The sequence below is a fragment of the Streptomyces sp. NPDC055254 genome, assembly GCF_053606025.1.
Window position 1 is genome coordinate 15897 of record NZ_JBSGQV010000049.1, and the last position, 24282, is coordinate 40178.

At 69.7% G+C, this 24282-nt stretch carries 23 protein-coding genes and 3 pseudogenes; 12 read left to right on the top strand and 14 right to left on the bottom strand.

Annotation, left to right across the window (positions count from 1 at the left end; genetic code table 11):
• Positions 1 to 13 precede the first annotated feature (13 nt).
• The gene (locus ACWFQ8_RS30385; RefSeq protein ID WP_453789505.1) at positions 14 to 547 is read right to left on the bottom strand and encodes a DUF6230 family protein; all 534 of its coding nucleotides are present in this window, start codon (positions 545 to 547) and stop codon (positions 14 to 16) included.
• Between the two features lie 617 nt (positions 548 to 1164).
• Between ACWFQ8_RS30385 and ACWFQ8_RS30390 the strand changes: the two genes are divergently transcribed.
• From ACWFQ8_RS30390 to ACWFQ8_RS30410, 5 genes and pseudogenes are all read left to right on the top strand, one after another.
• Entirely contained in the window at positions 1165 to 2478 is a 1314-nt protein-coding gene (locus ACWFQ8_RS30390) for a cation:proton antiporter (protein WP_453789506.1), read from the top strand.
• 328 nt (positions 2479 to 2806) lie between these two features.
• Positions 2807 to 3094: pseudogene (locus ACWFQ8_RS30395) on the top strand (GmrSD restriction endonuclease domain-containing protein); the annotation flags it as partial.
• A 97-nt stretch (positions 3095 to 3191) separates the two neighbouring features.
• Positions 3192 to 3653 carry a cupredoxin domain-containing protein gene (locus ACWFQ8_RS30400; RefSeq protein ID WP_453789507.1) on the top strand — a complete coding sequence of 154 codons (462 nt, stop codon included), beginning with the start codon at positions 3192 to 3194 and terminating at the stop codon, positions 3651 to 3653.
• On the top strand, positions 3650 to 3865 hold the full coding sequence (locus ACWFQ8_RS30405; RefSeq protein WP_453789508.1) for a heavy-metal-associated domain-containing protein: 216 nt from the start codon (positions 3650 to 3652) through the stop codon (positions 3863 to 3865). Before ACWFQ8_RS30400 ends, ACWFQ8_RS30405 begins: the two co-directional genes overlap by 4 nt.
• Before the next feature lie 480 nt (positions 3866 to 4345).
• Entirely contained in the window at positions 4346 to 5632 is a 1287-nt protein-coding gene (locus ACWFQ8_RS30410) for an aminotransferase class V-fold PLP-dependent enzyme (RefSeq protein ID WP_453789509.1), read from the top strand.
• A 70-nt stretch (positions 5633 to 5702) separates the two neighbouring features.
• Here the strand turns inward: ACWFQ8_RS30410 and ACWFQ8_RS30415 are convergent, their stop codons facing one another.
• On the bottom strand, positions 5703 to 6662 hold the full coding sequence (locus ACWFQ8_RS30415) for a hypothetical protein (RefSeq protein ID WP_453789510.1): 960 nt from the start codon (positions 6660 to 6662) through the stop codon (positions 5703 to 5705).
• A gap of 187 nt (positions 6663 to 6849) precedes the next feature.
• Between ACWFQ8_RS30415 and ACWFQ8_RS30420 the strand changes: the two genes are divergently transcribed.
• From ACWFQ8_RS30420 to ACWFQ8_RS30430, 3 genes are all read left to right on the top strand, one after another.
• Entirely contained in the window at positions 6850 to 7134 is a 285-nt protein-coding gene (locus ACWFQ8_RS30420; protein WP_453789511.1) for a heavy-metal-associated domain-containing protein, read from the top strand.
• A gap of 82 nt (positions 7135 to 7216) precedes the next feature.
• Positions 7217 to 9514, top strand: a complete 2298-nt coding sequence (locus ACWFQ8_RS30425; RefSeq protein WP_453789512.1) for a heavy metal translocating P-type ATPase — start codon at positions 7217 to 7219, stop codon at positions 9512 to 9514.
• Between the two features lie 138 nt (positions 9515 to 9652).
• Positions 9653 to 9940, top strand: coding sequence for a metal-sensitive transcriptional regulator (locus tag ACWFQ8_RS30430; RefSeq protein WP_453789525.1), 288 nt, complete (start codon positions 9653 to 9655; stop codon positions 9938 to 9940).
• Positions 9941 to 9966: 26 nt separating this feature from the next.
• Here the strand turns inward: ACWFQ8_RS30430 and ACWFQ8_RS30435 are convergent, their stop codons facing one another.
• Positions 9967 to 10824 carry a class I SAM-dependent methyltransferase gene (locus ACWFQ8_RS30435; protein WP_453789513.1) on the bottom strand — a complete coding sequence of 286 codons (858 nt, stop codon included), beginning with the start codon at positions 10822 to 10824 and terminating at the stop codon, positions 9967 to 9969.
• A 115-nt stretch (positions 10825 to 10939) separates the two neighbouring features.
• Here ACWFQ8_RS30435 and ACWFQ8_RS30440 point away from each other — a divergent pair, with 115 nt between their 5' ends.
• Positions 10940 to 11548, top strand: a complete 609-nt coding sequence (locus tag ACWFQ8_RS30440; protein ID WP_453789526.1) for a TetR family transcriptional regulator — start codon at positions 10940 to 10942, stop codon at positions 11546 to 11548.
• Between the two features lie 93 nt (positions 11549 to 11641).
• Here ACWFQ8_RS30440 and ACWFQ8_RS30445 read toward each other — a convergent pair whose 3' ends face one another.
• From ACWFQ8_RS30445 to ACWFQ8_RS30455, 3 genes are all read right to left on the bottom strand, one after another.
• Positions 11642 to 12550 (bottom strand): F510_1955 family glycosylhydrolase, encoded by a 909-nt coding sequence (locus ACWFQ8_RS30445; RefSeq protein WP_453789514.1) that lies wholly within the window; start codon positions 12548 to 12550, stop codon positions 11642 to 11644.
• 89 nt (positions 12551 to 12639) lie between these two features.
• Positions 12640 to 13269, bottom strand: a complete 630-nt coding sequence (locus tag ACWFQ8_RS30450) for a DUF305 domain-containing protein (protein ID WP_453789515.1) — start codon at positions 13267 to 13269, stop codon at positions 12640 to 12642.
• A 91-nt stretch (positions 13270 to 13360) separates the two neighbouring features.
• Entirely contained in the window at positions 13361 to 13807 is a 447-nt protein-coding gene (locus tag ACWFQ8_RS30455) for a DUF6153 family protein (protein ID WP_453789516.1), read from the bottom strand.
• 141 nt (positions 13808 to 13948) lie between these two features.
• On the opposite strand from ACWFQ8_RS30455, the pseudogene ACWFQ8_RS30460 reads away from it, so the two are divergent.
• Positions 13949 to 14274: pseudogene (locus tag ACWFQ8_RS30460) on the top strand (MFS transporter); the annotation flags it as partial.
• A gap of 42 nt (positions 14275 to 14316) precedes the next feature.
• Here ACWFQ8_RS30460 and ACWFQ8_RS30465 read toward each other — a convergent pair.
• The 6 genes and pseudogenes from ACWFQ8_RS30465 to ACWFQ8_RS30490 all read right to left on the bottom strand — a co-directional run bounded on the left by ACWFQ8_RS30465 (position 14317) and on the right by ACWFQ8_RS30490 (position 18097).
• Positions 14317 to 14940 carry a hypothetical protein gene (locus tag ACWFQ8_RS30465; RefSeq protein ID WP_453789517.1) on the bottom strand — a complete coding sequence of 208 codons (624 nt, stop codon included), beginning with the start codon at positions 14938 to 14940 and terminating at the stop codon, positions 14317 to 14319.
• A 465-nt stretch (positions 14941 to 15405) separates the two neighbouring features.
• Complete coding sequence (locus tag ACWFQ8_RS30470; protein WP_453789527.1) at positions 15406 to 15822, bottom strand: site-specific integrase; 417 nt, start codon at positions 15820 to 15822, stop codon at positions 15406 to 15408.
• A gap of 542 nt (positions 15823 to 16364) precedes the next feature.
• Positions 16365 to 16601: pseudogene (locus ACWFQ8_RS30475) on the bottom strand (integrase); the annotation flags it as partial.
• A 64-nt stretch (positions 16602 to 16665) separates the two neighbouring features.
• Positions 16666 to 16896: a hypothetical protein gene (locus ACWFQ8_RS30480; protein ID WP_453789518.1), complete on the bottom strand. Its 231-nt coding sequence runs from the start codon at positions 16894 to 16896 to the stop codon at positions 16666 to 16668.
• Positions 16893 to 17366, bottom strand: coding sequence for an NUDIX domain-containing protein (locus ACWFQ8_RS30485; protein WP_453789519.1), 474 nt, complete (start codon positions 17364 to 17366; stop codon positions 16893 to 16895). The genes ACWFQ8_RS30480 and ACWFQ8_RS30485 overlap by 4 nt, the downstream gene beginning before the upstream one ends.
• Positions 17363 to 18097: an ATP-dependent DNA ligase gene (locus ACWFQ8_RS30490; protein ID WP_453789520.1), complete on the bottom strand. Its 735-nt coding sequence runs from the start codon at positions 18095 to 18097 to the stop codon at positions 17363 to 17365. Before ACWFQ8_RS30490 ends, ACWFQ8_RS30485 begins: the two co-directional genes overlap by 4 nt.
• 232 nt (positions 18098 to 18329) lie before the next feature.
• On the opposite strand from ACWFQ8_RS30490, the gene ACWFQ8_RS30495 reads away from it, so the two are divergent.
• A complete protein-coding gene (locus ACWFQ8_RS30495) occupies positions 18330 to 20084 on the top strand; it encodes an immunity 49 family protein (RefSeq protein WP_453789521.1) in 1755 nt (584 codons plus the stop codon).
• 155 nt (positions 20085 to 20239) lie between these two features.
• Positions 20240 to 21430: an IS701 family transposase gene (locus ACWFQ8_RS30500; RefSeq protein ID WP_453789528.1), complete on the top strand. Its 1191-nt coding sequence runs from the start codon at positions 20240 to 20242 to the stop codon at positions 21428 to 21430.
• 1345 nt (positions 21431 to 22775) lie between these two features.
• Here ACWFQ8_RS30500 and ACWFQ8_RS30505 read toward each other — a convergent pair.
• Both ACWFQ8_RS30505 and ACWFQ8_RS30510 read right to left on the bottom strand, forming a co-directional pair.
• A complete protein-coding gene (locus ACWFQ8_RS30505; RefSeq protein WP_453789522.1) occupies positions 22776 to 23552 on the bottom strand; it encodes an alpha/beta fold hydrolase in 777 nt (258 codons plus the stop codon).
• A 428-nt stretch (positions 23553 to 23980) separates the two neighbouring features.
• Positions 23981 to 24172, bottom strand: coding sequence for a hypothetical protein (locus ACWFQ8_RS30510; protein ID WP_453789523.1), 192 nt, complete (start codon positions 24170 to 24172; stop codon positions 23981 to 23983).
• Positions 24173 to 24282 lie beyond the last annotated feature (110 nt).

Sequence of the window (24282 nt, forward strand, 5' to 3'; positions counted from 1 at the left end):
TCCGTTCCGGGGGTCAGAAGCACTCGTGTTGGCCTGGCTTGAGTTTCACGTCGAGGTCCGGAATGTTGAACGTGGCGGCCGAGACCGCGACCGTGATCGCGTGCACGTCGCTCAGGGTGGCCGAATCCGCCTGTTGGGCAAAGCCGTTGGGATCGAAGAACCGGTTATTCCTGTCCGCCGGATTGATGGGGCCCTTGCTGACGGCTCCGGCCGCCACACCGATGTCGATGCCGTCGAAATTTGCCTGCCCGATCGACAAGGAGGTCGCGTCGAGGAACAAGTTCTTCGCCTGGACCTGGCTTTTTTCGCCGCCAGTGAGTCTGAGCGTGTACGGGCCCAGGACCGGGATCGGGACCACCACTGACAGGCACAGCCCGCTGATTTCCGCACGGCTGGCCCCGGTGACCACGACCGGCACGAGGGCGCCCTTCCTGGTCACGTCCACCATGCCGTAGATGCTCAGTCCATGGGCGTTCAGAGTGTCCACGGACACCGGGAACTTCTGGCCGGAGATGAAGAACGACGCAGCCAGTGCCCCTTCCGCCATGCTGATACCCAGGGCCGCTGCTGCCGTGACGCTGGGGACGAGAACGGCGGCGAAGCGCTTCCAGGAGGTCCTGCCGGCGCGGAGCAGCGAGGCGACGTCCCTCCGTCTAGTGGCGGATCCTAGGCTTCCGGGTGCGGCAGCGGACGGCACTCCAGGTCGGCCAGACGGGTGATGCAGTCTCCGTTGCGGCATCCGGATGACACGCGGTCCAGTGACGTGCTCGATGCCTGCGATCTGCCGACCATCGCTCGAGTGGACGCACGTCAGGTTTCCACGGCGGGTGCCGTGTCCCTTCGACCCCGCACATGCGCGGCGGCAATCCCTCGATGGCCCGGTGATCTCCCCGGGCGAAGGCCGCGTGTCGGGTGCTCTGCAGGGCGCGAGACGACATGGCGACGCGGACCGAACGGGCGTGCCGTGGCCAGGCCCCGCCGCTTCAGCTCCTGGGTGGCCCCACGCGGCGTGTCCTTGCCGACGTCGGTCTGTCGCGCTGCGTCGACCTGTAGAAGGTGGTCACGGGTGCGGTCCTGCGGGATCAGCGGGGCCGTCGCAGACTGGGCCGAGGGCGGCGACGACCGGCCGGGAGGGTCCGGCGGGTGGATCTGGAGGGCTGGTACATGAGCAGTGGCGCCTGGACCGTTGCGGCGGTGGCGGCCGTCACGGCCGCGTACGCGCTGGGCTCGCGTCGGCTGTCCTCGACGCCGTTGTCGTCGGCGATCGTGTTCGTCGGCTGCGGCGTTCTCCTCGGGCCGGCCGTGCTGGACATCGTCGACCTGGAGCAGGACGCCGCGCCGATCGTGGCGCTTCTCGAAGTCACTCTGGCGCTCGTGCTGTTCACCGATGCCATGTCGGTGCGCAGACGGGACCTTCGGACCGGTGGCTTTCTACCCGGTCGTCTGCTGGGTATCGGACTGCCCCTGAGCATCGGAGCGGGCTGGCTCCTTGCGTGGCCTTTGCTGCCGGGGCTGACGATGTGGGAGCTCGCACTTGTCGGTGCCATCCTCGCCCCGACCGACGCCGCCCTCGGGAAGACCGCGATGTCCCACCCGCGGGTCCCGGCGCTCGTACGTCACGGACTAAATGTCGAAAGCGGCTTGAACGACGGCATGGTGCTGCCCTTCTTCATCCTCTTCCTCGCAGCCATTCCGGGCACGCACTACGCTCAGGAGGGCGTTGCGGGTGTCTTCTGGCGGGCCCTGGTGCTGAGCACCGCCATCGGTCTGCTGATCGGGTGGCTGGGAGGCCGGCTGCTGCAGTGGTCCCGGGCCCGGGGGTGGGTCGCGTGGGAGTGGCGGCAGGTCTATCTGCCGGCCGTCGCGGCAGGGGCGTACGAACTCGCCGTCGTGACGGACGGCAGCGGCTTCATCGCTGCCTGGGTGGCCGGCTTCGCCTGCGGGTTCGCCCTGCGCCACTTCCCGGCCGGCGGCGAGAAGGAGAACACGGACCGCACGGCCGAGTTCAGCGAAACCCTCGGGGGACTCCTGGCGGCGATCAGCCTCCTCGTCTTCGGGGCGGTGCTGCTCGGCCCTGCACTGGAGCATCTGAGCTGGCGGATCATTCTGTACGCGGTGCTGAGCCTTACCGTCGTCAGGATGCTGCCGGTGGCCCTCTCACTTGCCGGGAGCGGACTACGGCCCTGCACGGTGGCGTACATCGGCTGGTTCGGGCCACGTGGTCTCGCGTCCGTGGTCCTGGCGCTGCTCGTAGTGGAGGAACACGTTCCGGGGGTGGAACTCCTGGGGAGGGTGGTCGCGATCACCGTCGGCCTCAGCGTTCTCCTGCACGGCGTCTCGGCCGTACCCCTCGCCGAGCGGTACGGCCGATGGCACGAGAAGGCCGCGGCCGCCTCCCCTGATCTGCGCGAGGGCACCCCCGTCCCCGCGCCCCCCGCGCGCCGCGGGCTCGGCCTCCGCGACCGGCCCGAGACGTGACGCGTCGCCACTCGGCGCGGATTCGGCATGTTCGGGACAGTTGGCCCGTCGTTCCCTGAGGGCTCCTCCGCGGGGTACGCGGTCGCTCAGATCTCCAGCCGTAGTCGCCACCAGCTACCTCCCTCGCCCTGGCCCGCTCGGGCACCGGCCCACTCGTCTCGGCCGCTGAACAGTCGAACCACCCCCAAGAGCACCCCGGCGACGACGTTTTGCATGGTGGCAACGGCTTGGAGGGCTTGGACGGCGTGGGCTCGGACATGGGCTACCAGGGCCAGGCAGGAATACCGCCCGGTTCGAATGACGCTCCCCGCCAGCTGGGGCCTCCGCGTGGACCGCGAAGCTCCGCGAGGCGTACGCCAACGACCTCGGCACGGTGACCTCGTTGATCGCGGTCACCGCGAAGTCCAATCGGGCCAAGGCCGATCGGGACCCGGCCGAGTGGCTGCCGCCCACCGCCAGCTACCACTGCGCGTACGTGACCGGCTGGGTGGAGACCAAGCTCCGCTGGGCCCTGGCGGCCGACGATCGTGAGCGGGAGGCGCTGCTGGGCCTTGCCGAGGACTGCCCCGGCGCGACCGTCACCTACGAGGCCGTCCCCTTCAACACCGCGAAGTAGCCGTCCCCCACGTGCAGGCGGGACCCCAGCCGGAAGCGCACTCCTGGGGTTCTTCCTGCGCTCCGCCGCGAAGCTCTGGCAGGGCCGCCTCACCGCGGTGACCGCCGTGATCGTTCTCGCCGTCGCCCTGTGGACCGCTGGCTCCGGACTGCGCCTTGGCGGCTGGTGGCCCACCCCCGCATCTGCGGCACTTGCCGCAACGGCGCCGGCCGAGACAGTGGTGGTAGCGAACGGGACGCAGACCATCACGGTCCAGGCCCGCACCAACTCCTACCCGCCCACCAGCATTACTGCCGCGGCTGGCGTTCCGACGAAGTTGGTTGTGGTCACTCGTGGCACGAACGGCTGCGTCCGCTCCTTCGTCGTCCCCGATCGAGGCGTGCAGGAGATCCTGCCCGTCACCGGTGAGAAGGCCATCGACCTCGCTACCCCCGAGCCCGGGACGGTCGCCTTCACCTGCGGGATGGGCATGTACGGCGGCGAAATCCGCTTCCACCTGCCCGCGGCGCCGACCACCGCTTCCCCCAACTCCACCATCCCCCAGGAGACCGCCCGATGACACTTCGCCTCGAGTTCGCCGTAACCGGCATGCACTGCAGCAGCTGTGGCCTGCTCATCGACGACGAGATCGAAGAACTCCCCGGCGTCGCCGCAAGCACCACCAGCCTGCGCACCGAACGCACCGTCGTGGAACTCGACCGGCCCGTCCCGGCCGAGCAGATCATCGAAGCCATCACCACGGCCGGCTATGCCGCCACCCTGACCGGCTGACCGGGGCCCGCCCTCCCACAGGCCGTAGGTCTGGTGGCACAGCGCGGTGACGGGCTGGTCACGCCATGGGTCGCGCGGCACGGCTCGGCCATGTCCGCGGCTCCGGCCCCGGACCTGGGTGAAGGCCGGACGGGCGCCGCGGTGCGTGGTTCGTGGTGCTCGGCCGGCCCTCTGCCATGGCCGGGGGCTGGGAGATGCTGAGGCACTTGTCCAGGGCAACCCCACGCCGGTGGTCTCCCGCTGATGGCGGAGGGTGCCAGTCGGCACGGGCGGCGGGGCCGTCCGCCCCTTTAGGGGCCCCACCCAGCTCCGGCGGCAGCGGGGTGCTCGCAGAGAGAGCCGCGGCGATGGCCGGCAATGAGGCCGTTTGGGTAGTGATGAGTCGGCGCCCGCAGACACTCTGCATAACCTCGTCATCAGAAGGGCACCGGACAGCTATCCCGTCACCGCTCCGCCGGGCGCGGTGGAAAGGGGTGCTGGATGTCGATGACAAGTCGGCGTGGTCTGGTGGTGAAATCTGCGGGAGCGGTGGCGGCCGCCTTCGTCCCCGGCTGCGGCGCGGCAGGGGTGGACAGGCCGCGGGAGCGGCCGCTCGCCACGATCGACGGGCGCGTGGACTGGGCCGCCTTGCGGGCGCAGTTCCGCCTGGAGCCAGGCTGGGCGAACCTTGCGTTGTTCTACATGGCCTCGCATCCGAAGGTGGTGCGGGATGCGGTGAATCACCTGAGCGCACAGGTCGATGCCAATCCTCTCTCGGTGCCCACGGGGCTGGCGCTGCCCGATGGTCCTACCGGTTGGCCCCGGGTACGCGAGGCGCTCGCGGTCTGTCTGGGAGGCCGGGCCGAGGACATCGCGGTGACGGCGAGCACGAGCATCGGGCTGGGCGTTTTCTACAACGGCGTCGTGACCCGTCCGGGGCAAGAGTTCCTGTTGACGGAGCACGACCACATCGCCCATCGCACCGCCGCCCGTCTGGCCGCCGTCAAGCATGGCAACACGCTACGGCTGGGCTCCTGGTTCGCCGATCCGGCCACCGCGACGGCGGAGGGCATCGCAGCGGCGGTCGGCGAGGCGATTCGCCCGAACACCAGAGTCGTGGGGATCACCTGGGTGCAATCGAGCACGGGGCTTCGGATGCCGGTGCGTGCGGTGGCCGAGGTGGTGCGACGGGCCAACGAAAACCGGAGTCCTGCCGACCGGTGTCTGCTGGTCGTCGACGGCGTGCACGGGCTGGCGGCGATCGACGAGGATGCCGCCGGCCTGGGCGCGGACGTGGTGATCGCCGGAACGCACAAATGGCTGTTCGGTCCAAGGGGAACGGGGCTGGTGTGGGTGGCGCCGGACGTCCTCGACCAGCTGCGGCCCACATTCGTGAGCTTCATCAGCGGCGGGGGAGCAGCGCCTTTGTCGCCCGGCGGGTTCCTGGCGTTCGAGCATGCCTTCGCCCTGCCGGTGGCTGTAGCGCTGCATGAGCAGCTGGGCCGAGCACGCGTAGCCGCCCGCATCACACAGCTGTCGACGCAGGTGAAGCAAGGACTGAGCCGCATCCCCGGGGTCACCGTGCACACCCCTGCCGACGCGAAGCTGTCAGCGGGCATCACCTGTTTCAGCGTGGCCGGACACACCCATCAACAGGTCGTCGACCACGCCGCCACCCACCGCGTGCGGCTGTCCACCTCGACCTACACCCGGATCGGTACCGCCGTGATCAACACTCCAGCCGAGATCGACACCGCCCTCAACCGCCTGGCCGACCTCACCCGCTGAGCCTGGCCCCTGACGCCGGCCCAGTTCCTCGACGTCGTCCTCGGTGAGGAAGCCGCTGCTTTCCAGCGGGTCACTGGTGCTCGGCGCTGGTGTGGTCCTCGTGCTGTGCGGTGGGGGCGGGCGCGGTGCTGTTGGTGGTGTGCAGGGTGAAGGCGGCGGTGCGGACGCTGCCTTGGTGCTTGAAGTCGAGGAAGAGGCGGTAGGCGCCCGGCGTGGGAGCGGTGGCCATGAAGGAGATGCCCGGGCCGGGCTGGGTGGTGCCGTCGCCGGGGGTGCCTTCGGGGTGGACGTGGAGGTAGGCGAGGTCGCCGGAGCGCAGGGCGACGAGGTGGCCGTAGGCGCCGAGGTAGGGCTCGAGATCGGTGACGGGCTTGCCGTTTTTCGCCACGCTCAGCGTCAGGTCGGTCATCTTGCCGGCCGTGAGCGTGCCCTCGAGAGTGACGGTGTAGCCGTCGACTTCGGCCGTGGACTTCTGGGGCGGAAGCTCTCGCGGCTGGTAGGGGCCGGCGACGGCGAGGTCTGCGCCCAGGGTGAGGGGCTTGGCGCCCTGCTTGGCGGGGGTGAAGTCGGCGAAGACGCGGTAGTCGCCTGCCGCGGGCAGGTCGAGGGGAGTGCTCCAGGTCCCGTCCGCCCCGAGGGTGGGGTGGAGATGGCGGAAGGTGTTCAGGTCGCGTGAGGCGACGATGAGGTGCAGGTCCTTGTCGTGGGCCGTGGCGTAGTCGGTGACGGCTTTGCCGGCCTCGTCTTTGACGGCGAAGCGCAGGGGGGTTTCCTGGCCGGCGGCCAGGCGCGGGGTCAGCAGGTCGAGGGTGTAGCCGTCCTGGGAGATCTGCAGTCCGCCCGGGAGTGGCGATGTTGCTGCGGTGTGCTGGTCTGCGTGGTTCATCGCGTTGCTCTCCTGGTGTGTGGCGTGCGGGGCGGTGGGCGTGTTGCCGGTGAGCGGATCGGCCACTGCTCCTATGCCGTAGGCGCCGGTGAAGGCGAGAGCGAGGGCTGCGCCGTAGAGGCCGATCTTGGCTGTGGTGTTCATGGTGTTCTCCCGTGTCGTACGCGGGCCTAAGCGGCGCGCTGAAGGTTTCCGACGATCCCGAGGATACCCCTGGGGGGTATTAATGCAACGGGCGAGAGGAGTTTGCTATTCATACCGGCAGGGGGTATACCTGAAACAGCCGCAGATACCCCCAGGGGGTATCTCCTGATAGATGTTGGAGAACCAGATGTCTTCGTCCTGCTGCTCCCCGAACAACACCTGCTCCACCGCCGCGCAGTCGTCGGTGGCCGTGGACGGCGTCCGCACCGTGTATGCGGTGTCGGGTATGACCTGCGGTCACTGCAAGGACGCGATCACCAAGGCGGTCGGCGCCCTGGACGGCGTCAGCCGCGTCGAGGTGGACCTCGCCTCCGGCCAGGTCACCGTGGTCAGCGCCGCCGATCTCGACGACCAGGTGATCGCCGTCGCCGTGGACGACGCCGGCTACGAGGTCACCGGCCGCACGGCCTGACCCGTCCCTCCACCTTCTTCTCCGTTCCGGGCCGCGGGGGCCCATGCAGGGCCCCAGCCGTCCGCCGCCACCAGGAGCACGCATGAGCACCGCCACCGCCACCGCCACCGCCACCGTCGCCAGCGCCGGCGCCGCCGAGGTCGAGCTCGCCATCGGTGGCATGACCTGCGCCTCGTGCGCGGCCCGGATCGAGAAGAAGCTCAACCGCATGGACGGCGTGAGCGCGACGGTCAACTACGCCACCGAGAAGGCCAAGGTCACCTACGACTCCTCGGTCTCGGTCGCGGATCTGATCGGCACGGTGGAAGCCACCGGCTACACCGCCCGCGAGCCCGAACCGCCCGCAGCATCCGCAGGCGGTGCCGGCCAGGGGGGCACCGAGGGCGAGGGCGCGGACGAAGCAGGCGCACTGCGGCCGCTGCGCCAGCGCCTGATCACCGCGGTCCTGCTGTCCGTGCCGGTCATCGCGATGGCCATGGTCCCGGCCCTGCAGTTCGACTACTGGCAGTGGCTCTCCCTGACCCTGGCCGCGCCCGTGGTCACGTACGCGGCCTGGCCGTTCCACAAGGCCGCGTTCACCAATGCCCGGCACGGCGCCGCCACGATGGACACCCTGATTTCGGTCGGGACGTCGGCGGCGTTCCTGTGGTCGGTGTGGGCGCTGTTCTTCGGCACGGCCGGCACGCCCGGTATGACGCACCCGTTCGAGCTGACCATCGCCCGCTCCGACGGCTCGGGGAACATCTACCTGGAGGCCGCCGCCGGCGTGACGGCGTTCATCCTGGCGGGCCGCTACTTCGAGGCCCGCTCCAAGCGGAAGGCCGGCGCCGCGCTGAAGGCGCTGCTGGAGCTCGGCGCGAAGGACGTCACCGTCCTGCGCGGCGGCCGCGAGGAGCGCATCCCCACGGCCGAGCTGCGGGTGGGAGACCACTTCGTGGTGCGGCCGGGCGAGAAGATCGCCACCGACGGCACCGTGATCGAGGGCTCCTCCGCGGTGGACGCCTCCATGCTCACCGGCGAATCCATCCCCGTCGAGGTGAGCGTGGGCGACTCCGTCACCGGCGCGACCCTCAACGCCGGCGGCCGCCTCGTCATCGAGGCCACCCGCGTCGGCGCCGACACCCAGCTGGCGCGGATGGCGAAGCTGGTCGAGGACGCGCAGAACGGCAAGGCCGCAGCCCAGCGCCTCGCCGACAAGATCTCCGCTGTGTTCGTGCCCGTCGTCATCGCCCTCGCGCTCGGCACGCTCGGGTTCTGGCTGGGTAACGGCGCGGGCTGGACCGCCGCGTTCACCGCAGCCGTCGCCGTACTGATCATCGCCTGCCCCTGCGCCCTGGGCCTGGCCACACCGACCGCACTGATGGTCGGCACCGGCCGCGGCGCCCAGCTCGGCATCCTCATCAAGGGCCCCGAGGTCCTGGAGTCGACCCGTAAGGTCGACACCATCGTCCTGGACAAGACCGGCACCGTCACCACCGGCAAGATGGCCCTCCTGGCCGTCCACACCGCCGCCGGCGCCGAGGAGACCGAGGTCCTGCGGCTGGCGGGTGCGCTGGAGCACGCTTCCGAGCACCCCATCGCCCAGGCCGTCGCGACCGGTGCCGCCGACAAGGTCGGCTCCCTGCCCGCTCTGGAGGACTTCGCCAACATTCCCGGACTCGGCGTCCAGGGGATCGTCGAGGGCCACGCCGTTCTCGTCGGCCGCGAGAAGCTCCTTGCCGAATGGGCCATCACCCTGCCCGCCGCCCTGAAGGAGGCCAAGGACCGGGCCGAGGCGGCCGGGCGGACCGTGATCGCGGTGGCCTGGGACGGGGAAGCCCGCGCGGTCCTGGAGGTCGCCGACGCCGTCAAGGACACCAGCGCCGAAGCGATCATCCGGCTCAAGGCTCTCGGACTGACGCCGATCCTGCTGACCGGCGACAACCAGGCCGTCGCCGAGGCGGTGGCCGCCGAGGTCGGCATCGAGCAGGTCCTCGCCGAGGTGATGCCCGAGGGCAAGGTCGACGTCATCAAGCGCCTCCAGGCCGAAGGCCGCTCGGTCGCCATGGTCGGCGACGGGGTCAACGACGCGGCCGCCCTCGCCCAGGCCGACCTCGGCCTGGCCATGGGCACCGGCACCGACGCCGCGATCGAAGCCGGCGACCTGACCCTGGTCCGCGGCGACCTGCGGGCGGCCGCCGACGCGATCCGCCTGTCCCGCAAGACGCTGGGCACCATCAAGTCCAACCTCTTCTGGGCCTTCGGCTACAACGTCGCAGCCCTCCCCCTGGCCGCCGCCGGCCTGCTCAACCCGATGATCGCCGGAGCCGCCATGGCGTTCTCCTCGGTCTTCGTCGTCGGCAACAGCCTGCGCCTGCGCTCCTTCCGCGCCGGCAGCTGAGCCCCCGCGCCCGCAACTGCCCCGCCCGGCCCACCCCCGGGCGGGGCACCGGCACATCCGAGGTGGCAGCGGCGGAACACATCACCGCACCCCGTCGTTACACCTATACCCCCCCGGGGTAATCAGTGAAGGGAAGGGATCGCCGTGCACGGCTACACCGCCAACAAGGACGACGTCCTCAAGCGACTGCGCCGCATCGAAGGCCAGGTGCGGGGCCTGCAGCGCCTGGTCGAGGAGGACACCTACTGCATCGACATCCTCACCCAGGTCAGCGCCACCACGAAAGCGCTGCAGTCCTTCGCTCTGACGATGATGGACGACCACCTCCACTCCTGCGTGGCCGACGCCATCGCGCAAGGCGGCGACCAAGCCCAGGACAAGATCGCCGAAGCGTCCCAGGCGATCGCCCGCATGGTCCGCTCCTGAGTCACCACGGACCTGCCCGGCGATGGTCAGCGCGGTGCGGCCTCGCCGCATGCGGCGGTGACCAGCCATGAGCTGCTGCGCAGCCAGACCGCCCCGTCCGACTCGTAACGGCCCAGGGCGGCGGTCAGCGTCCGGCGGGCCTGGGTCTGCTGCTGCGGGGTGACCTGGCTGAGCAGGTGGCGTCCGGGGCCGGAGTCCAGTAGGAACGCAGCGGCGTCTTGCGCGTCGGAGCCCCAGTTGCCCGGCACCTCGATGCGCTGTACGTCGACATCGGTGAACCCGCCCGCGGTGACCAGGGTGCGGATGCGGTCGGGGTCGGTGAGGGAGAACATGCCGGGGCCGCCGGCCTTGCCGAAGCCGCCGAGCGGCACGATGGCCTCCAGCGAGGACAGCGCCTCGAGCCACTGGTTGGCCTCGGCTTCGGCCGCGCAGATGAAGGCCAGCCGGCCGTCGGGGCGCAGCGCGTGGTGGAGGTTGGCGAACGCGGCGACGGGGTCGGCGAAGAAGGTCATGCCATACCGGCTGATGACCGCATCGAAGCCCCCGGCGTCGAACGTGTGCACTTGCGCGTCGCCCTGGACGAAGGAGACGTTCTCCACCCGCTCCCGTACGGCGCTTTCGCGGGCCTTCGCCAGCATCGGGCCGGACAGGTCCAGCCCCAGTGCGCGGCCCCGGTGGGCACGCCGGGCCGCGAGCCGGGTGGTGCGGCCGGCCCCGCAGCCTACGTCCAGCACAGCATCGGTTTCCGTGATGCCCGCGGCGTCCAGGAGGGGCTGGTTGAAGCCGTCGTTGACGGCGTCCCAGCGGTCCTGGCTGCGGGCCCACTGCTCGCCCTCGTATCCGTTCCACGCCTCGGCCTGCGCGGTGTTGGCGAAATGAGCCATGGGTGACTCCCTCCCACCGGGACGCAGCACGGCGCCCCGGCCCTAGTATGGGCAAGTGCCCAAACAGTATGGGCGGATGCCCATACTTGCAATGGGGCTGAGGGAAGGGGCGGTTGTGTCACCTCGTGGAGTGGCGATTCCGGATTTGCGCGAGCGGTTGTTCGCGGCCGCGGAGCGGGTGGTGGCCCGCGACGGCGCGGCGGCCTTGACCAGCCGCGCAATCACCGCGGAGGCTGACTGCGGCAAGGGCGTCCTGCACACGCATTTCACCGGCCTGGACGAGTTCGTCGCCGAGCTGCTCCTGGACCGGTTCGCGCGCAGCGCCCGCCAAGCCGAGGCGCTGGAGGCAAAGGTGGGCGAAGGCACGGTCGCCGGCAACCTTCAGAAGGTCGGCCTCGACCTGCTGGAGGCGCTGCCTGCGGCGGTGGTGGGGCTGGCGATGACTCGACCGGCAGCCGCACAGCACACCCGGGAGGGGTTCCAGTCCGGCGCGCCCGCCTTCGACGCCATCCAGCACGCCTTCACCGCCTACCTGCAGGCCGAGCAGCGCGACGGCCGGCTGGCCGCCGGCGCCGACACCGCCACCATCGCGCTCGCGCTGGTCGGCACGGTTCACCACCTGCTGATGACACGCGTTCCCGGACAGGGAGAGGACGCGGAGGCGACCACGCGGCGGCTGCTGGCCGTTCTGCTCGGCGGCGCCGGGCAGCCGTCGAGGGTATAGCCCTCGGGCCCAGGGCAAGGTGCCGACGCCCTGGCCCTGGTGGCCCCTGCCGGGTGCTAGTCCGACAGGGGGTGATGCCGGAGGGCGGGCAGGTCAGTGTCCTGTGTTGTTGTGGTCCGGGCGGTGGACGGTGGTCCAGGTGCGGCCGCCGTCCTTGGACTCGTGGACGGCGTCACTGGTGTCGGCGGCCAGGAGATGGGTGGGGCTGGCCGCGGTCAGGACGGCCGGCCGTGCACCCTCGGGGAGGCGGCCGCGCTCGGTCCAGGACGTGCCGTCGCTGCCGGTCAGGATTGTGCCGTCGGCGGCCAGCGCGATCAGCTGGTCGGCTGCGGGCTGCTTCACGGCGGCCAGAACCGGCGTGCCGGGAACCGTCTGGAAGGTGGCCCCGCCGTCGGTGCTGTGCGCCAGTCCGTCGCGGGTGGTCGCCCACACCTTCTGCGGTGTCCCGGCGTGGGCGGCGAGGTCACCGGCCCCGATCTTCGCGCGCCGCTCCCAGGTGGCGCCGGCGTCCGTGCTGGCCCAGATCTGCGAGGTCTGGCTGTCCAGGCCGTAGAGGGTCGGGCCGGCCTGCTGGAGGGAGTGGAAGTCGGCTTGGCCTGCGGCGGAGACGGTGGTCCAGGTCTGTGCGGCGTCGGTGCTGCGGATCAGACCCAGGTGCGGTGAGGTGGCAGTGGGGTCGGTGGGGGAGGGGTGGCCGCTGGCGAGGAAGGTACGCGGGCCGGTGACGGTGAAGCCCATCGTGTCCTGGTAGCGGTCGGCGACCCGTACGGCGCCGGCGGGGGTGAGGCGGAAGACGCCGAGATGTCCGGCGGCGTAGAGGGTGCCGTCGGCGGGGTCCACGCCGAGACCGTGGAGGTGCCCGGTTCCGGGGTCGGCATCGTCGGCCTTGGTCGAGCCGGCCTTGGTCTGGGCGGGCGTGGTGTCGGTGGTCGAGCAGGCGGTCAGCAGCAGGCTGGTGGCTGCGGTGGCCGCGAGCGCGGGTATGCGGAAGCGGATGGTCATGGGTGAGGTCCAGAACGCTCGAGGGGGAGGAAGAGGGTCTGCCGGGGTGCGGGCAACCGTTGGCGGCTGCCCGCACCGCAGTAGGCAGGTCAGCTCTTGCCGAGGAGGGCGTTCATCCGGGCGATCTCGGCGCTCTGGGAGGTGATGATCGCGGCGGCCATGTCCTTGGCGGGCTGATAGGCGCCCTCGGACTGCTCGGTCTTGGCCATGGCGACGGCGCCTTCGTGGTGCTTGACCATCAGCTTCAGGAAGGCGGTGTCGAACGCCTTGCCCGAGGAGGATTCCAGCTGCTTCATCTCCTCGGCTGTCATCATCCCGGACATGTCGTGCCCGCCGTGGCCCCCTCCCGCGGCCGGGACCTGCTCGCCCCAGGACGTCAGCCAGCCGGACAGGGTCTTGATCTCCGGGTCCTGGGCCTTCTTGATCTCGTCGGCCAGCTTCTTCACCTCAGCCGCCTCGGCGCGGTTCGCGGCGAGGTCGGCCATCTCGATGGCCTGCTGGTGGTGGGGGATCATCCCCTGGGCGAACGTCACGTCGGCGGCGTTGTGGTTGCCCTGCTGCGCCGGTGCGCTGGCGGGGGCGGACGGCGAGGCGGCGTTGTGGCCGTTGTGGGCGGCGCCGCTGTCGTTGCCGTTGCCGCCGCAGGCGGCGAGGACGAGGGCGGCGGTGGTGGCGGCGGCCGCGGCAGTGGCGCGGCGGATCAGGGAACGCTTGGTCATGGTGCAACTCCTGCTGTGGAGCACGCGTAGGCGTGCGGAGGTAAGGGGGCGAGAGGCTCGCCGGCCTGGGGCCGGGCATGCCGGGGCCGCCCTATATGTGCAGGAGTTGCAGTTCGCTCAGTGACGGCGGTGCCCGGCCGCAGGCGGTGGCGCCGGGGGTGATCCCGTGGGTGAGGACCGCCTGGCTCTCGGCGTGGCCGGGCAGGACCGCGGGGGCGGGCAGGACGGGGGCGCCGGCTGTGACGGCGGCCGCGCAGGTCGCATCGGCGTGCTCGGTGTGTCCGCCCTGTCCGCTGCCGGCCGGGTCGTCGGCGTGGACGCAGCCGTCCGAGCACGCGGTGCCGGAAGTGGCCGCCTGGTCGTGGTCGGCGGCCGGCGCGTGGTGGGAGGTGACCGCTGCGTGCGCGCCCGCCGGCTGAGGGGCGGGCCCCAGGCCGTGCATGGCCACAAGGCCGGTGAGCACGGCAAGGACCAGGAGCAGGTAGGAGCGCAGCCCGAAGGGCTCACCGCTCGCATCACCTGGCCGCCATATCCGCATCGTAAGCAGCCCTCTTCGCGGGGGGCGAGGCGAGGTGGGCCGACTGCTCATTGAGGAATACCCCCATGGGGTATACCGTTCCTGCAATCGAAGTCATACCCCCCAGGGGTATAAAGGATTCCTGTCTTTGGGGAGCGGGTCATGGAAGCCGTCAATCCGCGTCGCTGGTGGGCCCTCGGGGTGCTTGCCGCCGCACAGTTCATGGTGATCATGGACACGTCGATCATCGGAGTGGCGCTGCCCGAGATGCAGCGCGATCTGGGGTTCTCGCAAGGGGACCTGCAGTGGGTGTTCAACGCCTACGTCATCGCCTTCGGCGGGCTGCTCCTGCTGTGCGGGCGCCTGTCGGACCTGCTGGGTGCCCGGAAGGTGTTCGTGGCGGATGGGGCGTCCTGATCGCCGGCTCTGTCGTGGCCGCGGCACCCCAGAGCGCGTGGGTGGAGGTCGCCGGCCGGGCCGGGCGGGGTCCTCCACAGCCCACTGGGCGATGTCGAGGTAGAAGGCACGGATCAGGAGCATGTCCGACTTGTAGTTGGTCCGCAGGGCCTTGCCCTCGTGGACGCTTCCGTCGGGCAGTGTGACGGTGGCGGTCTTGTAGCGGCGCGGTCCTTCCAGGAACGTGCCACTTGCGGACTCAGGCGCAGGTGGTCGATGCCCGGATGATGCAGCTCAAGGTCGCGCCAGAAGTAGCTGGCGAGGACTCGGGCCAGGTGGCGCAGGGTGGAGTAGTCGAGCGCGGGCTGGCGTTCTTTGAGGTAGTCAACCAAGAGATCACGCACGGGCGTGCAGGCGATGCGGTAGCGGTCGACGAGCTGGTCAATGGTGAGCTGGCCGCGGGCGCTGCGGAACGGACGGATGGTGGCCGGCGCGTCAGCAGGGAACTGGCCGAGTCCATGGAGGACCTCGTAGAACAGGGAAGCGGCGTACGTCTGGCGCTGCACCGTCCCTTGCACGTCGACCACCTCGACGCAGTCCCCCACCGTGATGTCGCCCAGCAAGCCGCCCTTGTTCGCCATGATGACGGACACCTTGTGGAGGGCCCGCCCGCCGAGCGCTGGCCGCACCGTGCGCTCCGCGACGGCCTCTCGCATCCGGGTGATCCCCTCCGGGTCGCGGCAGCGCTCCATCGCCAACGTGAGATGGGTCGAGCCATTGGAAGATCCAGCGCATGCCGGGCCGGATCACGTCGGCACAGATCAGAGCCAGCATCCCGGCAGCCAGGTCGGTCCGGTCATGAGCGGCCGCTCGACCTTGGGAGGCCAGCCATGAGACAGGACGATCCATCCACCTTCAGTCTCCAACCGATTCCACGTCACTGGCCTGCCATCGTTCCTGCCACGAGCTGCCCGGGAAGGTGGCTAGCCAGCCCAACAGGTGCTCTGCTCCACGAACTCGATGCCGATCTTTGTGTGTATGGCGAAACGGCGGTTGATTCAACACATCCAAAATCTCGGAGTTACTCCGCAGGGTGCCCGCCCAGTAGCCAGCACCTGCCCTCGCGGGGAAACGCCCTCGCAGCTCGATCACGCTCTGCCCGCTTTGTGCCCGTGCACAGGGAATGGATGTGGCCGCTCTCGTCGGCGCAGTGATCGTGGCGTTCACCGGAGTCCTCCAAACAGCACATCCAGGGCCGCCGGGTTGTAGCCGTCCGCTGGCGGGGCCGGTGTTGGACGCGCCGCTTCGCGGGCTCGGCGAACGTGGTGGCCTCTGACCTTGGCGATCACCTCGTCGGGGCTGGGCGTCAGGTACACCTGAGTGGTGCTGAGTCGTGCATGGGCGAGGACCCACTGCACATCGGTGAGAGCCAGCTGCGGGTCTTCCGCCATCCGGTACGAGGCCGTGTGTCGAAGGTCGTGCAGCGTCCAGTTGGCTCCGAGTAGCTCATTCGCACGGTCAAACATGGCCCGGGCTGCGGCGTAGCCCAATGGTCGCCAGGGTCGGCGCAGCGTCCACCACAACGGAAAGCGCCGACCACGCGGGACACCCTTTGCCCAGGCCTCCTCCTGGTATCGCATTCGCGGCAGGTGAGCAGTTCCTCCGAGCGCACGCCGCTCGACACCCAGAACGCGAGTAGGGACCGGTCGCGGTGGGACCGCAGCCCCGCGAACAACGCGTTGAACTTCTCATCTGGGATGCGCCGCGGGATGCGTTTGGGCACGGTCGGCCGGTACCGACCAACGCGCTCCTTGCGGAACTCCTCCATCGGGTTGTGGTGCGCATGCGCACGACCGGAGGCACGGGAGCGGTGCAGCGGGAACGGGTTGATGATCGGCCCGTTGCCCGCTTCGAGGTGGAAGTCGTAGAAGGTCCGTACCACGGTCTCGTTGTGCGCGCGGGTACTCGCGGCGAACTTTCGGCCCGGCGACGGCTTTCCCGTGACCGGATTGACCTCGCCTGCTCCCGCCCGCACTGCTCCTGGAATAACCGGCACGACACCTGCGGCCCGCGAGGCGTCGCCGACGTGCCTCCAGTGCACACGCACCGGCTTGTCCACGAGACGCAACCAGCGGGCGAAGTCCCGGGCATCGGCTCGCTCTGCTCGGTCCCACTCAATGCCGACCGCCCAAAGGAACCGGTACCAGCGCAACAAGTCCATCCCGTACGAGCGGATCGTCTTCGCAGGCCGCTGTGCGGCCTGCATCTCCGCGAAGAACAGCGCGACCGGTTCCTCTGCAGCTCCGACAGGATTGATCAGTTGGTATGGCTCACTGGCCCGCCCCGTCTCCTCAAGCCGGCCGACCAGCGGCACGACCAAGGACACAGGGTCACGTACGACCACACGTTCATCCCTCATGGCCGCACTAACGCACGATGGCGACACAGGTCACTGACCTGCGAAAACTCCCCTTCTAGTTCGGTCAACAGGGCGCGCCGGCCGGGAGCGCCACGACGGCGTTCGGCAGTTGGCCGAGGAAGGCGAGCGCGGCGATCTGGGTGGTGGAGGCGTTGAGTTCCAGTACGGCCAGGGTGGGGAGGGCGACGGTGCTGACCGCGGATCCGGACAGGCTCACGCACTCGCTGGCGACCAAGCGGCGAAGATCCGGGGAGGTGACTTTCGCGGCCTTGGCCGTCTGGGTGGAGGTCGTCACCCGGCCTCACCGCCCGGCAGTTCCGGGGCGATCACGTTGACGTAGAGCCGGCCGGTGGAGAAGTGGGTGAGGACCGCGTGGGTGAAGGGGTGGCAGTCGGGCGGCGGAGCGGCCGGGTCGACCCACACCAGCTCGGTGTGCGTGCCCGGCTCGCGGTTGTACGGGGTGCCCTCCCACTCACGCACCGTGAAGGCGGCGCCGATCACCCGCTCACCGTCCGCCGCGTGGAAATGGAGCAGCTGGCAGAACCGCAGGCGGTCCGGGCTGATGTGGATACCGACTTCCTCGGCGAGCTCGCGCGCCGCTCCATCGTCGAGGAACTCGCCGTCCTCAAGGCGCCCTCCGACGACCGTGAGCATTCCGGGGGAGTGCCACGACGTCGCCTGGTGCCGGACGGTCAGGATCCGGCCGTCGCCGGGACGCTGGAGCAGGACCATGACGTTCCCGATACTCCGGTGTACGGCGTTCACAGCCGGCCCTCCCTCATGAGCCGGTCCAGGCCCCGCCGGCCCCGGGCAGCGACCTCGGCGTCGCCGTTGTCCGGGCCCCAGGCCAGGCAGTTGACCGCGTCCAGCGCGGTCAGGCAGCGCAGCGCGTGCCGCTCGGCGTCGGACAGCTCCCGCCCGTAGGACCGGTACCGGGAGCCGGATTCCTTGATCATCAAGCCCTCGACGCCTGCCGCTCCCCACGCCGGGTCCAGCCAGGTGCGGGCCGTCGCGGCATCGGCGGTCTGCGGGCACAGCGCCCAGGGCGCCGCGAGTCCGAGGGACGCGAAGAGGTTCTCCAGCGCGCTCCTGCGCTGGTGCAGGGGCTGGTCCATGAGGACGGTGCCGGAGAGCTCGAGCAGATCGAAGGTGATCAGGTGGGCGGGCTGCTCCCGGGCGGCGTGCTCGGCCCTGGCGCCGCGGAGCCGGGCCCGGTGCTGCAGTGCGGTGAAGTCCAGCCTGCCGTTGTGCCAGACCACCAGCTCGGCGTCGACGACCGCCTCGACGCCGAGCGCGGCCGCGGCTCGGGTGATCTCCGGGAAGGCCGGGCCAAGATCGGCGCCGCGCCTGGACTGGAGGTACGGCTTGGGGCCGGTGAACACGAGGGCGCGGAACCCGTCCGCCTTCTGCTCGAACAGCACCGGCCTTCCCCCGGACGACGGCAGAGCCGTCACGGAGCGGGCCAGCATCGGCTCGACCGGCGGTGAGAGGTGCACTCTCCACTCCTACGCCTTCCGCGCCCCGCCCGCCCGCACGCCGCGCGGCCCGCGGTTCACCAGGTGCGCAGCAATCGGGCGGGAGGTGCTTGCCGGCCCCGGCCCGCGGCTGACGGACGACGGCGGTTTGCCGGTCCCAGAGGGCGGCGCGGCCAGGGTCCGGTCACAGGAGTCGCGTGCCTGTCAGATCCCGCACCTAGGCTGTTGCATAGATCGATCAAGGAGCGGGGCAGTGCGAATAGAGCGTCACCAGGTGGGCGAGGCGGCCGTGTCGGCAGCGCGCGAGGACTTCACCAACCGCATCGGGGGTCAGGTGCGGTCCATGTCGAGGGGCGGCCGGATGGCCACCTACGAGTGGCAGTCGATCGCTGACGAGTTCCTCGACTACCTGGGCACCCTGTCCGTCGACACGCCCGATCTCAACACCTCGGAGGCCAGGGCCGCCCTCAAGGACGCCTCCGAGGCCGCGGCCGGCGCCGTCGCGTACGCGGCTTACCACCCGCACTGCAGCTTCAACGTCTTCCTGGAGTACGTGAACTTCGGCATGAGCTACGACCCGGGTGATGACGCACCCGAGGAGAGCGTCACGCCCGGGGAGTGGATCGACGCGCTCTGCCTGTCGGTCCTTCGGGACAAGACCAAGTGGCACGGCGAGGAATTCACCTTCGCCCGGCAGAAGTTCGCCGAGCAGGCGAAGGGAACGCCCGTCGGCGAGCTCGCCACGGGGTTGATGGCCGTGGCCCTGGACGACGCCGGCGACGGGGAGTACCCCCCGAGTGCACAGGCCAAGCTGGCTGACGTCGACGCGGCTCTGGACCGGGTCCGTACCCGTGCGGCGGAGACGGGCGAGCCCCTCCTGGACCAGCCGAACGGCCTGGCGCTGCGGACGCTACGGGCGCTGGCCGCCGAGGACCGCCCGGGATTCGACGCCGCGCTGGCCGAGCTCCTGGTCAGGCACAGCGCCCTGCACGGTCCGGCGGACTCCCCGAGCAGCCTGCTCCCGCTCGTGCCCATCGCCCTGGCCGCGATCGCGTACCGGACGCTGGGCTGGGCACCCGCCGTTCACACCGACTACCTCCCGCACGCGCTGGTCACCGGCTTCGAGACCCGGGGCCCCCGGGTCGGAGGGCTCGGCCGCAACCGGCGGCCGGACGCGGTCGCCGCGCTCGCCGCGGGCCCGCTGGTGGTGGAGCGGCCCGCCTGTGAGCGCGAGGGGATCCCGCGGATCGAGGCCATGTACGAGGAACACCTCCACGAAGCGTTCGCTCCCGTCGACGGCAAGCCCCTTGCTGTCTGGCATCTGGGCAGCGTGCTGGAGGACCAGCAGCGCCTGTTCCAGTGGCGGGCGGGAAATTCCGGCGACGTTGCGGACGCTCAGCTCGCCACTCTCCGGCTGGCCTCTCAGATGGGGGCGGCCCTGTTCCGCGTCGCGCTGGCGGAGCCGGACACCGAGGTTGAGGTGTCCATCGGCGGGCGCACCCTGCGCTACCCCGCCAAGCGGGGCAGGGAAGCCGGTGCCGGGTACTGGCAGATGGCCGTCGCCTTCGCCCTGATCACCGGCGTGCGCGAGGACCTCGCGCCCCTGGTCCTCACCGGCCCCATCTTCGCTGGCCCGGACGGCTCCGCCTTCACCGCGTACCGCGAGGCCCTCCACGCCTACCTGAAGGGCACTGATCCCGAGGCGGCCGCGCAGCGGGCGCTTCAAGAGGCCGAGAAGGCCAAGGACTGGGGCTTCGCGATGCCGCCGGCCGTGCTGCTCTCTCAGCTGGTGGAGGGTGACGAGGAGAGCTTCAACCTGGCCCTGGCCGACGCGCTGGAAGCCCACCGCGCGTACTACGAGGTCGCCGACCGCTCCGACTCTCCCGAGGTCTCCGTCAACCTCGACGTCCTCGCGCTGGCCTGCCACGCCCGCCGCCGCGGCTGGGCTATCCGCGTGGAGTCCCCTTACCTGCCGCAGTACCTCCTGCGGGCGGCTGAACCCTTCTAGGGTGCGCCCCACGCTCCGCCCCGGAAGCCTTCGAAGTCGCCTGACCGTCTGCTCCTGGGGCTGCTAGCGTTTGTGTCGTGGAAGGCCGAGGCGCCGCCTTCCGCTTAGTACTGCAACGGCGTTTGGCGTGACTGGTGGCCAGGTTGGTCGTTGGTCTGGTTACGGGTGGGGTTCTTGGTGATGTGAGGGCGTGGGCGGCGGGTCTGGGTGAGGTGCATGAGCGGTTCGTGCACCGGTTTGCCCGATCGGAGCCACGTGAATCAGCGCTGGCGTATATGCGGGGACTGGTATCTCCGCTGGAGCGGAAGAAAGGCTGGACGCTCGCGGAGGAAGCAGGGCATGGGGGCCCGGACCGTATGCACCGGCTGCTGAACCGGTGCGACTGGGATGCCGATGAAGTCCTCGACGACGTCCGCGACTACGTTGTCGAGCATCTCGGTGACCCTGAGGCGGTACTGATCGTGGACGACACCGGGTTCCTGAAGAAGGGCGTCCGGTCGGCCGGGGTCCAGCGGCAGTACTCGGGAACGGCGGGCCGCACGGAGAACTGTCAGGTCGGTGTCTTCCTCGCCCATGCCGGCGAACGTGGTCGTACGTTGATCGACCGCCGCTTGTATCTGCCCACGTCATGGACCGATGACCGGGAACGGTGCCGGGCCGCGGGCATCGAGGACACTGCCGTCTTCGAGACGAAGGTGGTCATCGCCAAGGCGATGGTCCGCCGGGCGATCGCGGCGAGGATTCCGTTCCGGTGGGTGACCGCGGACACCGCTTACGGCTTCTCTAAGGGCTGGCGCTCGGAGCTGGAGCGGGCGGATGTCTTCCACGTCATGGCCACCACCCGGCACGACACCGTCGTCACCCGCTGGGCCATGGACCATCCGGTTCACGACCTGTTTCCCGGTCTGCCACGGCAGAAGTGGAAGCGTCGATCCTGCGGCAACGGCGCCCACGGCCCGCGGGTCTACGACTGGGCACGCGTGGAGGTCCGCCCCTGGCACCGCGAGGACCGCCGACACTGGGTGATCGCCCGCCGCAGCGTCAGCCGGCCGGACCAGATCTCCTACTACATTGCGTACTGCCCGGCCGAGACCACCCTCGACGAGCTCATCCGCGTCGCCGGCAGCCGGTGGGCCATCGAGGAATGCTTCCAGACCGCTAAGCAGGAATGCGGCCTGGACGACTACCAGGTCCGCCGCTACCCCGGCTGGCACCGCCACATCACCCTCGCTATGGCCGCCCACGCCTGCCTCACCGTCCTGAAGTCCCGAGCGTCAGATACCGGGAAAGCAGAAACGGATCCTCCCAGCTCATACCCCTCACCCTCCCCGAACTCCGACGCCTGATCACCCGCCTCACCCACCGCCGCCCCGCCTCCATCAGCCACGTCCTGCACTGGTCACACTGGCGACGCCAACGCCAACACCAAGCCCGCATCAGCCACTACAAACAACGCGGCCACACACCACCAGAAACTGCCAACCCGTCAGCCCAAAGATCGTTGCAGTACTAAAGCAATTACCTGGGCGCTACCGGCTCCCGGTCTCGGCGCCCCTGTCGCGTCTGGCGACGCCCCGGGGGTCCGGACCTCCCGGGGCAGGTCACCGGGCCCGTCTCGCGCTGACAAGCGGACCGCACGACAGGGCCAAACGACAGGGCCGGCCGTGGGAAGGGAGGCACCCCGCCCCGTCACACCGGCGTTGTACGGGCATGGCGCCCTGCACGCACGCCGCAAACCCGCCCCTGCCGCCGCGCCCAGCCGGTTCGCGATGGACAAGGCGGCACTAATCCGCCGCCAGCTCATCGACCCCGAATGGCACGAACTCCTGAAGACGCGCCCGAACCCTGGCGGCCGCCTCGCGGCTCACGGTGGGGGTCGGTTCGGCAGTACGGTCCCCGATCGAAGCGGTCCCGGGCCCGATCCGCGCCCGCCATATCGGAGCGGACTGCAATGACCCTAGCCGCGGCCGCGGCTGGCGGCGGATGGGTCCTGACACTGACACCGCCGCTTGCGGTCAAACCCACCCCCAGCGCAGAGCCGGCAGGGGTAGAACATTCAGGTGTCAGGACCCTGGGGGCACCCCGGGCAGACCCGGAGGAACGGATACGGCTCCCGGGGCAGTGTGCATCCCGCGTCCTTCAACGACCGGACGGCCATCCGGTTCCGGGTCGGCGCCCTCCAGCGAGCCTCTTGTCGCGCACCTGGCAGAAATAGCTCTGGCCGGGGCAGGGCACCGCCGAGATAGACCGCGAAGAGCAGGCGTAGCATCAGGGCATCGCGTGCGTAGTGGGCATGCAGATAGGGCTTGTGCTCGTTCAGTTCAGACAGTCGTCCGGTGGCTTTGACCAGAAGTTCTTCGGACTGCCGACCTGGGACGAAGCGGCGGATGGTGGAGTGGTCGAGCCGCAGTGTGCGGCCGATCGCCGTCAGGTACCGCTCGGCCGGGATTGCTGGACCGCCGCGTATCTCGCTGTCGTGCGGGCTATGAGGCCGGGCTGGCCCATGACGTCGAGGGTGCCGTCCGGCGGGACGAAGGGCACGGCCACCGCCTCAAGGCGGCTCCGGCGTGGCCAGGCCTTCCTTGCTGTCACCTCGGCCATGACCGGGCGCTCCGCGAACGCTGCCGGGACCGTGGTGGGCCGACCGCTCGACCGCATCGGCGACGTTCCGCCGCGTCGCAGCCGGTAACGCTAGTCCGCAGTCTCGTTGTCGTTTTCCCGAATCATGGCGACGACCCTTGCAGGTTCCAGGAGAGGGGCCAAGTGGTACGAGGCTCTGAGAAGGCGGAGACGGGCTTGTGGCAACGCCTGAACCATGCACGTCATGGCTTCGACGGTGGCCACGCGGTCGTTCTGTGCCCCAATGAGCAGAGTCGGCATGGTGAGCGAGTGCAGCTCCTCTAGGTGATCGAAGGCGGCGATCATGTGTAGCACCGAGGCCCAGACAGCCGGATCAATCTCTGTGAGACACCTCTTCGCGTAACGCACCCACGGTTGCTCCGCCGTAATGGCGTCGGCCGGGAACCATCGTGCGATCACGGTCGACGGCTCCAGATGTCCGGTGCGCTCAAGCTCGCGGGCTGCTTCGTCGAAGGCTGGGTAGGGGGTTGCCCTGGTGCACAACAGTGTCAATCGGTGAACTCGGCTGGGGCAGCGCACTGCAAAGCGCTGCGCCACCTGGCCGCCGAAAGAGTGGCCAACCACATGTGCTTGAGCGACCTCCAAGGAATCCAGAAGCACTTCCAGGTCGCGGGCGAAGACGTCCACCGAATCAGCGATCGGTGCGGTGGCGGCAGAGCCGTGTCCGCGGAGGTCGTAGCAGACCACCCGACGGTCGTGAGAAAGCAGCGGGACCAGCATGTCCCAAGAGTGCTGGTCCAAGGGTGAGCCATGCAACAGCACGCATGGTTGCCCGGATCCCTCGTCCCTGACCGATGTTGAGTGGTCGCCAACGCTCAGCAGTTTCATGGCCTCTCCAGTGCATAGGCCTGTGGCGGCGCTGCTCTGCAATCATCCGGCACATACACCGCGCTGGCAGCAGCAGGCAATTTTATGCTGCTCCATTCTTGGTATCTGCAGGTGCCGACCCGCGGTACCGAGTTCTATCGGTGGCGTTGCTCCTTCACCGCGGCCAGGATCTGCGGGGGCATTGACGGCCGCCCGTTCGCCGACGGATACATGTCCGCGAACATCTCCGCCGGAATGGCCGGCCACGGTGTTCGGCCAGGAACGCGAACACACTCCCAACCGGGATCAACTCCCGGCAGGTCTCCCACACATGCGGCCCGACCGTCTCCCCGACCCACTCCCCTTGCACCACGACAACGAGTCTGGCCCCGCCGCTGAGGCGACTGGGCCAGAAGCCAACATCTTCATCAGTCTTCTGGCTGGAGAGGTCAGCCCACCACCTTCTGTCCGAGGACGCCTCGGAGGAGGCCCGCCGCCGTGTTGTGCACCTGCCCGAACGGGTCTTCGATGGTGTCGTGGAGCGTGTCAACGACGAACGCGACGTTGCCAAGGTTCTGCGCTTCGGCGGCACTGGCCTGAGCGGTTCCTGTAGTTGCCAGGGCAGCGCCCGTAAGGATCACGGCTGCAAGTGTGCGCTTAGACCGTGTCCTACATGGTCAGCTTGAGGAGCCGTTTGTAGCAGCAGAGAGCGGCTGCCAGTCCGAGAAAGGCCAGGTAGTTGCCTGGTTTC

Bases quoted from the DNA above. Each gene is read 5' to 3' on its own strand.
- ACWFQ8_RS30385 (WP_453789505.1), bottom strand. From the start codon at position 547: ATGGCGGAAGGGGCACTGGCTGCGTCGTTCTTCATCTCCGGCCAGAAG.
- ACWFQ8_RS30390 (WP_453789506.1), top strand. From the start codon at position 1,165: ATGAGCAGTGGCGCCTGGACCGTTGCGGCGGTGGCGGCCGTCACGGCC.
- ACWFQ8_RS30405 (WP_453789508.1), top strand. From the start codon at position 3,650: ATGACACTTCGCCTCGAGTTCGCCGTAACCGGCATGCACTGCAGCAGC.
- ACWFQ8_RS30410 (WP_453789509.1), top strand. From the start codon at position 4,346: ATGTCGATGACAAGTCGGCGTGGTCTGGTGGTGAAATCTGCGGGAGCG.
- ACWFQ8_RS30415 (WP_453789510.1), bottom strand. From the start codon at position 6,662: ATGAACACCACAGCCAAGATCGGCCTCTACGGCGCAGCCCTCGCTCTC.
- ACWFQ8_RS30420 (WP_453789511.1), top strand. From the start codon at position 6,850: ATGTCTTCGTCCTGCTGCTCCCCGAACAACACCTGCTCCACCGCCGCG.
- ACWFQ8_RS30425 (WP_453789512.1), top strand. From the start codon at position 7,217: ATGAGCACCGCCACCGCCACCGCCACCGCCACCGTCGCCAGCGCCGGC.
- ACWFQ8_RS30435 (WP_453789513.1), bottom strand. From the start codon at position 10,824: ATGGCTCATTTCGCCAACACCGCGCAGGCCGAGGCGTGGAACGGATAC.
- ACWFQ8_RS30445 (WP_453789514.1), bottom strand. From the start codon at position 12,550: ATGACCATCCGCTTCCGCATACCCGCGCTCGCGGCCACCGCAGCCACC.
- ACWFQ8_RS30450 (WP_453789515.1), bottom strand. From the start codon at position 13,269: ATGACCAAGCGTTCCCTGATCCGCCGCGCCACTGCCGCGGCCGCCGCC.
- ACWFQ8_RS30455 (WP_453789516.1), bottom strand. From the start codon at position 13,807: ATGCGGATATGGCGGCCAGGTGATGCGAGCGGTGAGCCCTTCGGGCTG.
- ACWFQ8_RS30470 (WP_453789527.1), bottom strand. From the start codon at position 15,822: ATGCGATACCAGGAGGAGGCCTGGGCAAAGGGTGTCCCGCGTGGTCGG.
- ACWFQ8_RS30505 (WP_453789522.1), bottom strand. From the start codon at position 23,552: ATGAAACTGCTGAGCGTTGGCGACCACTCAACATCGGTCAGGGACGAG.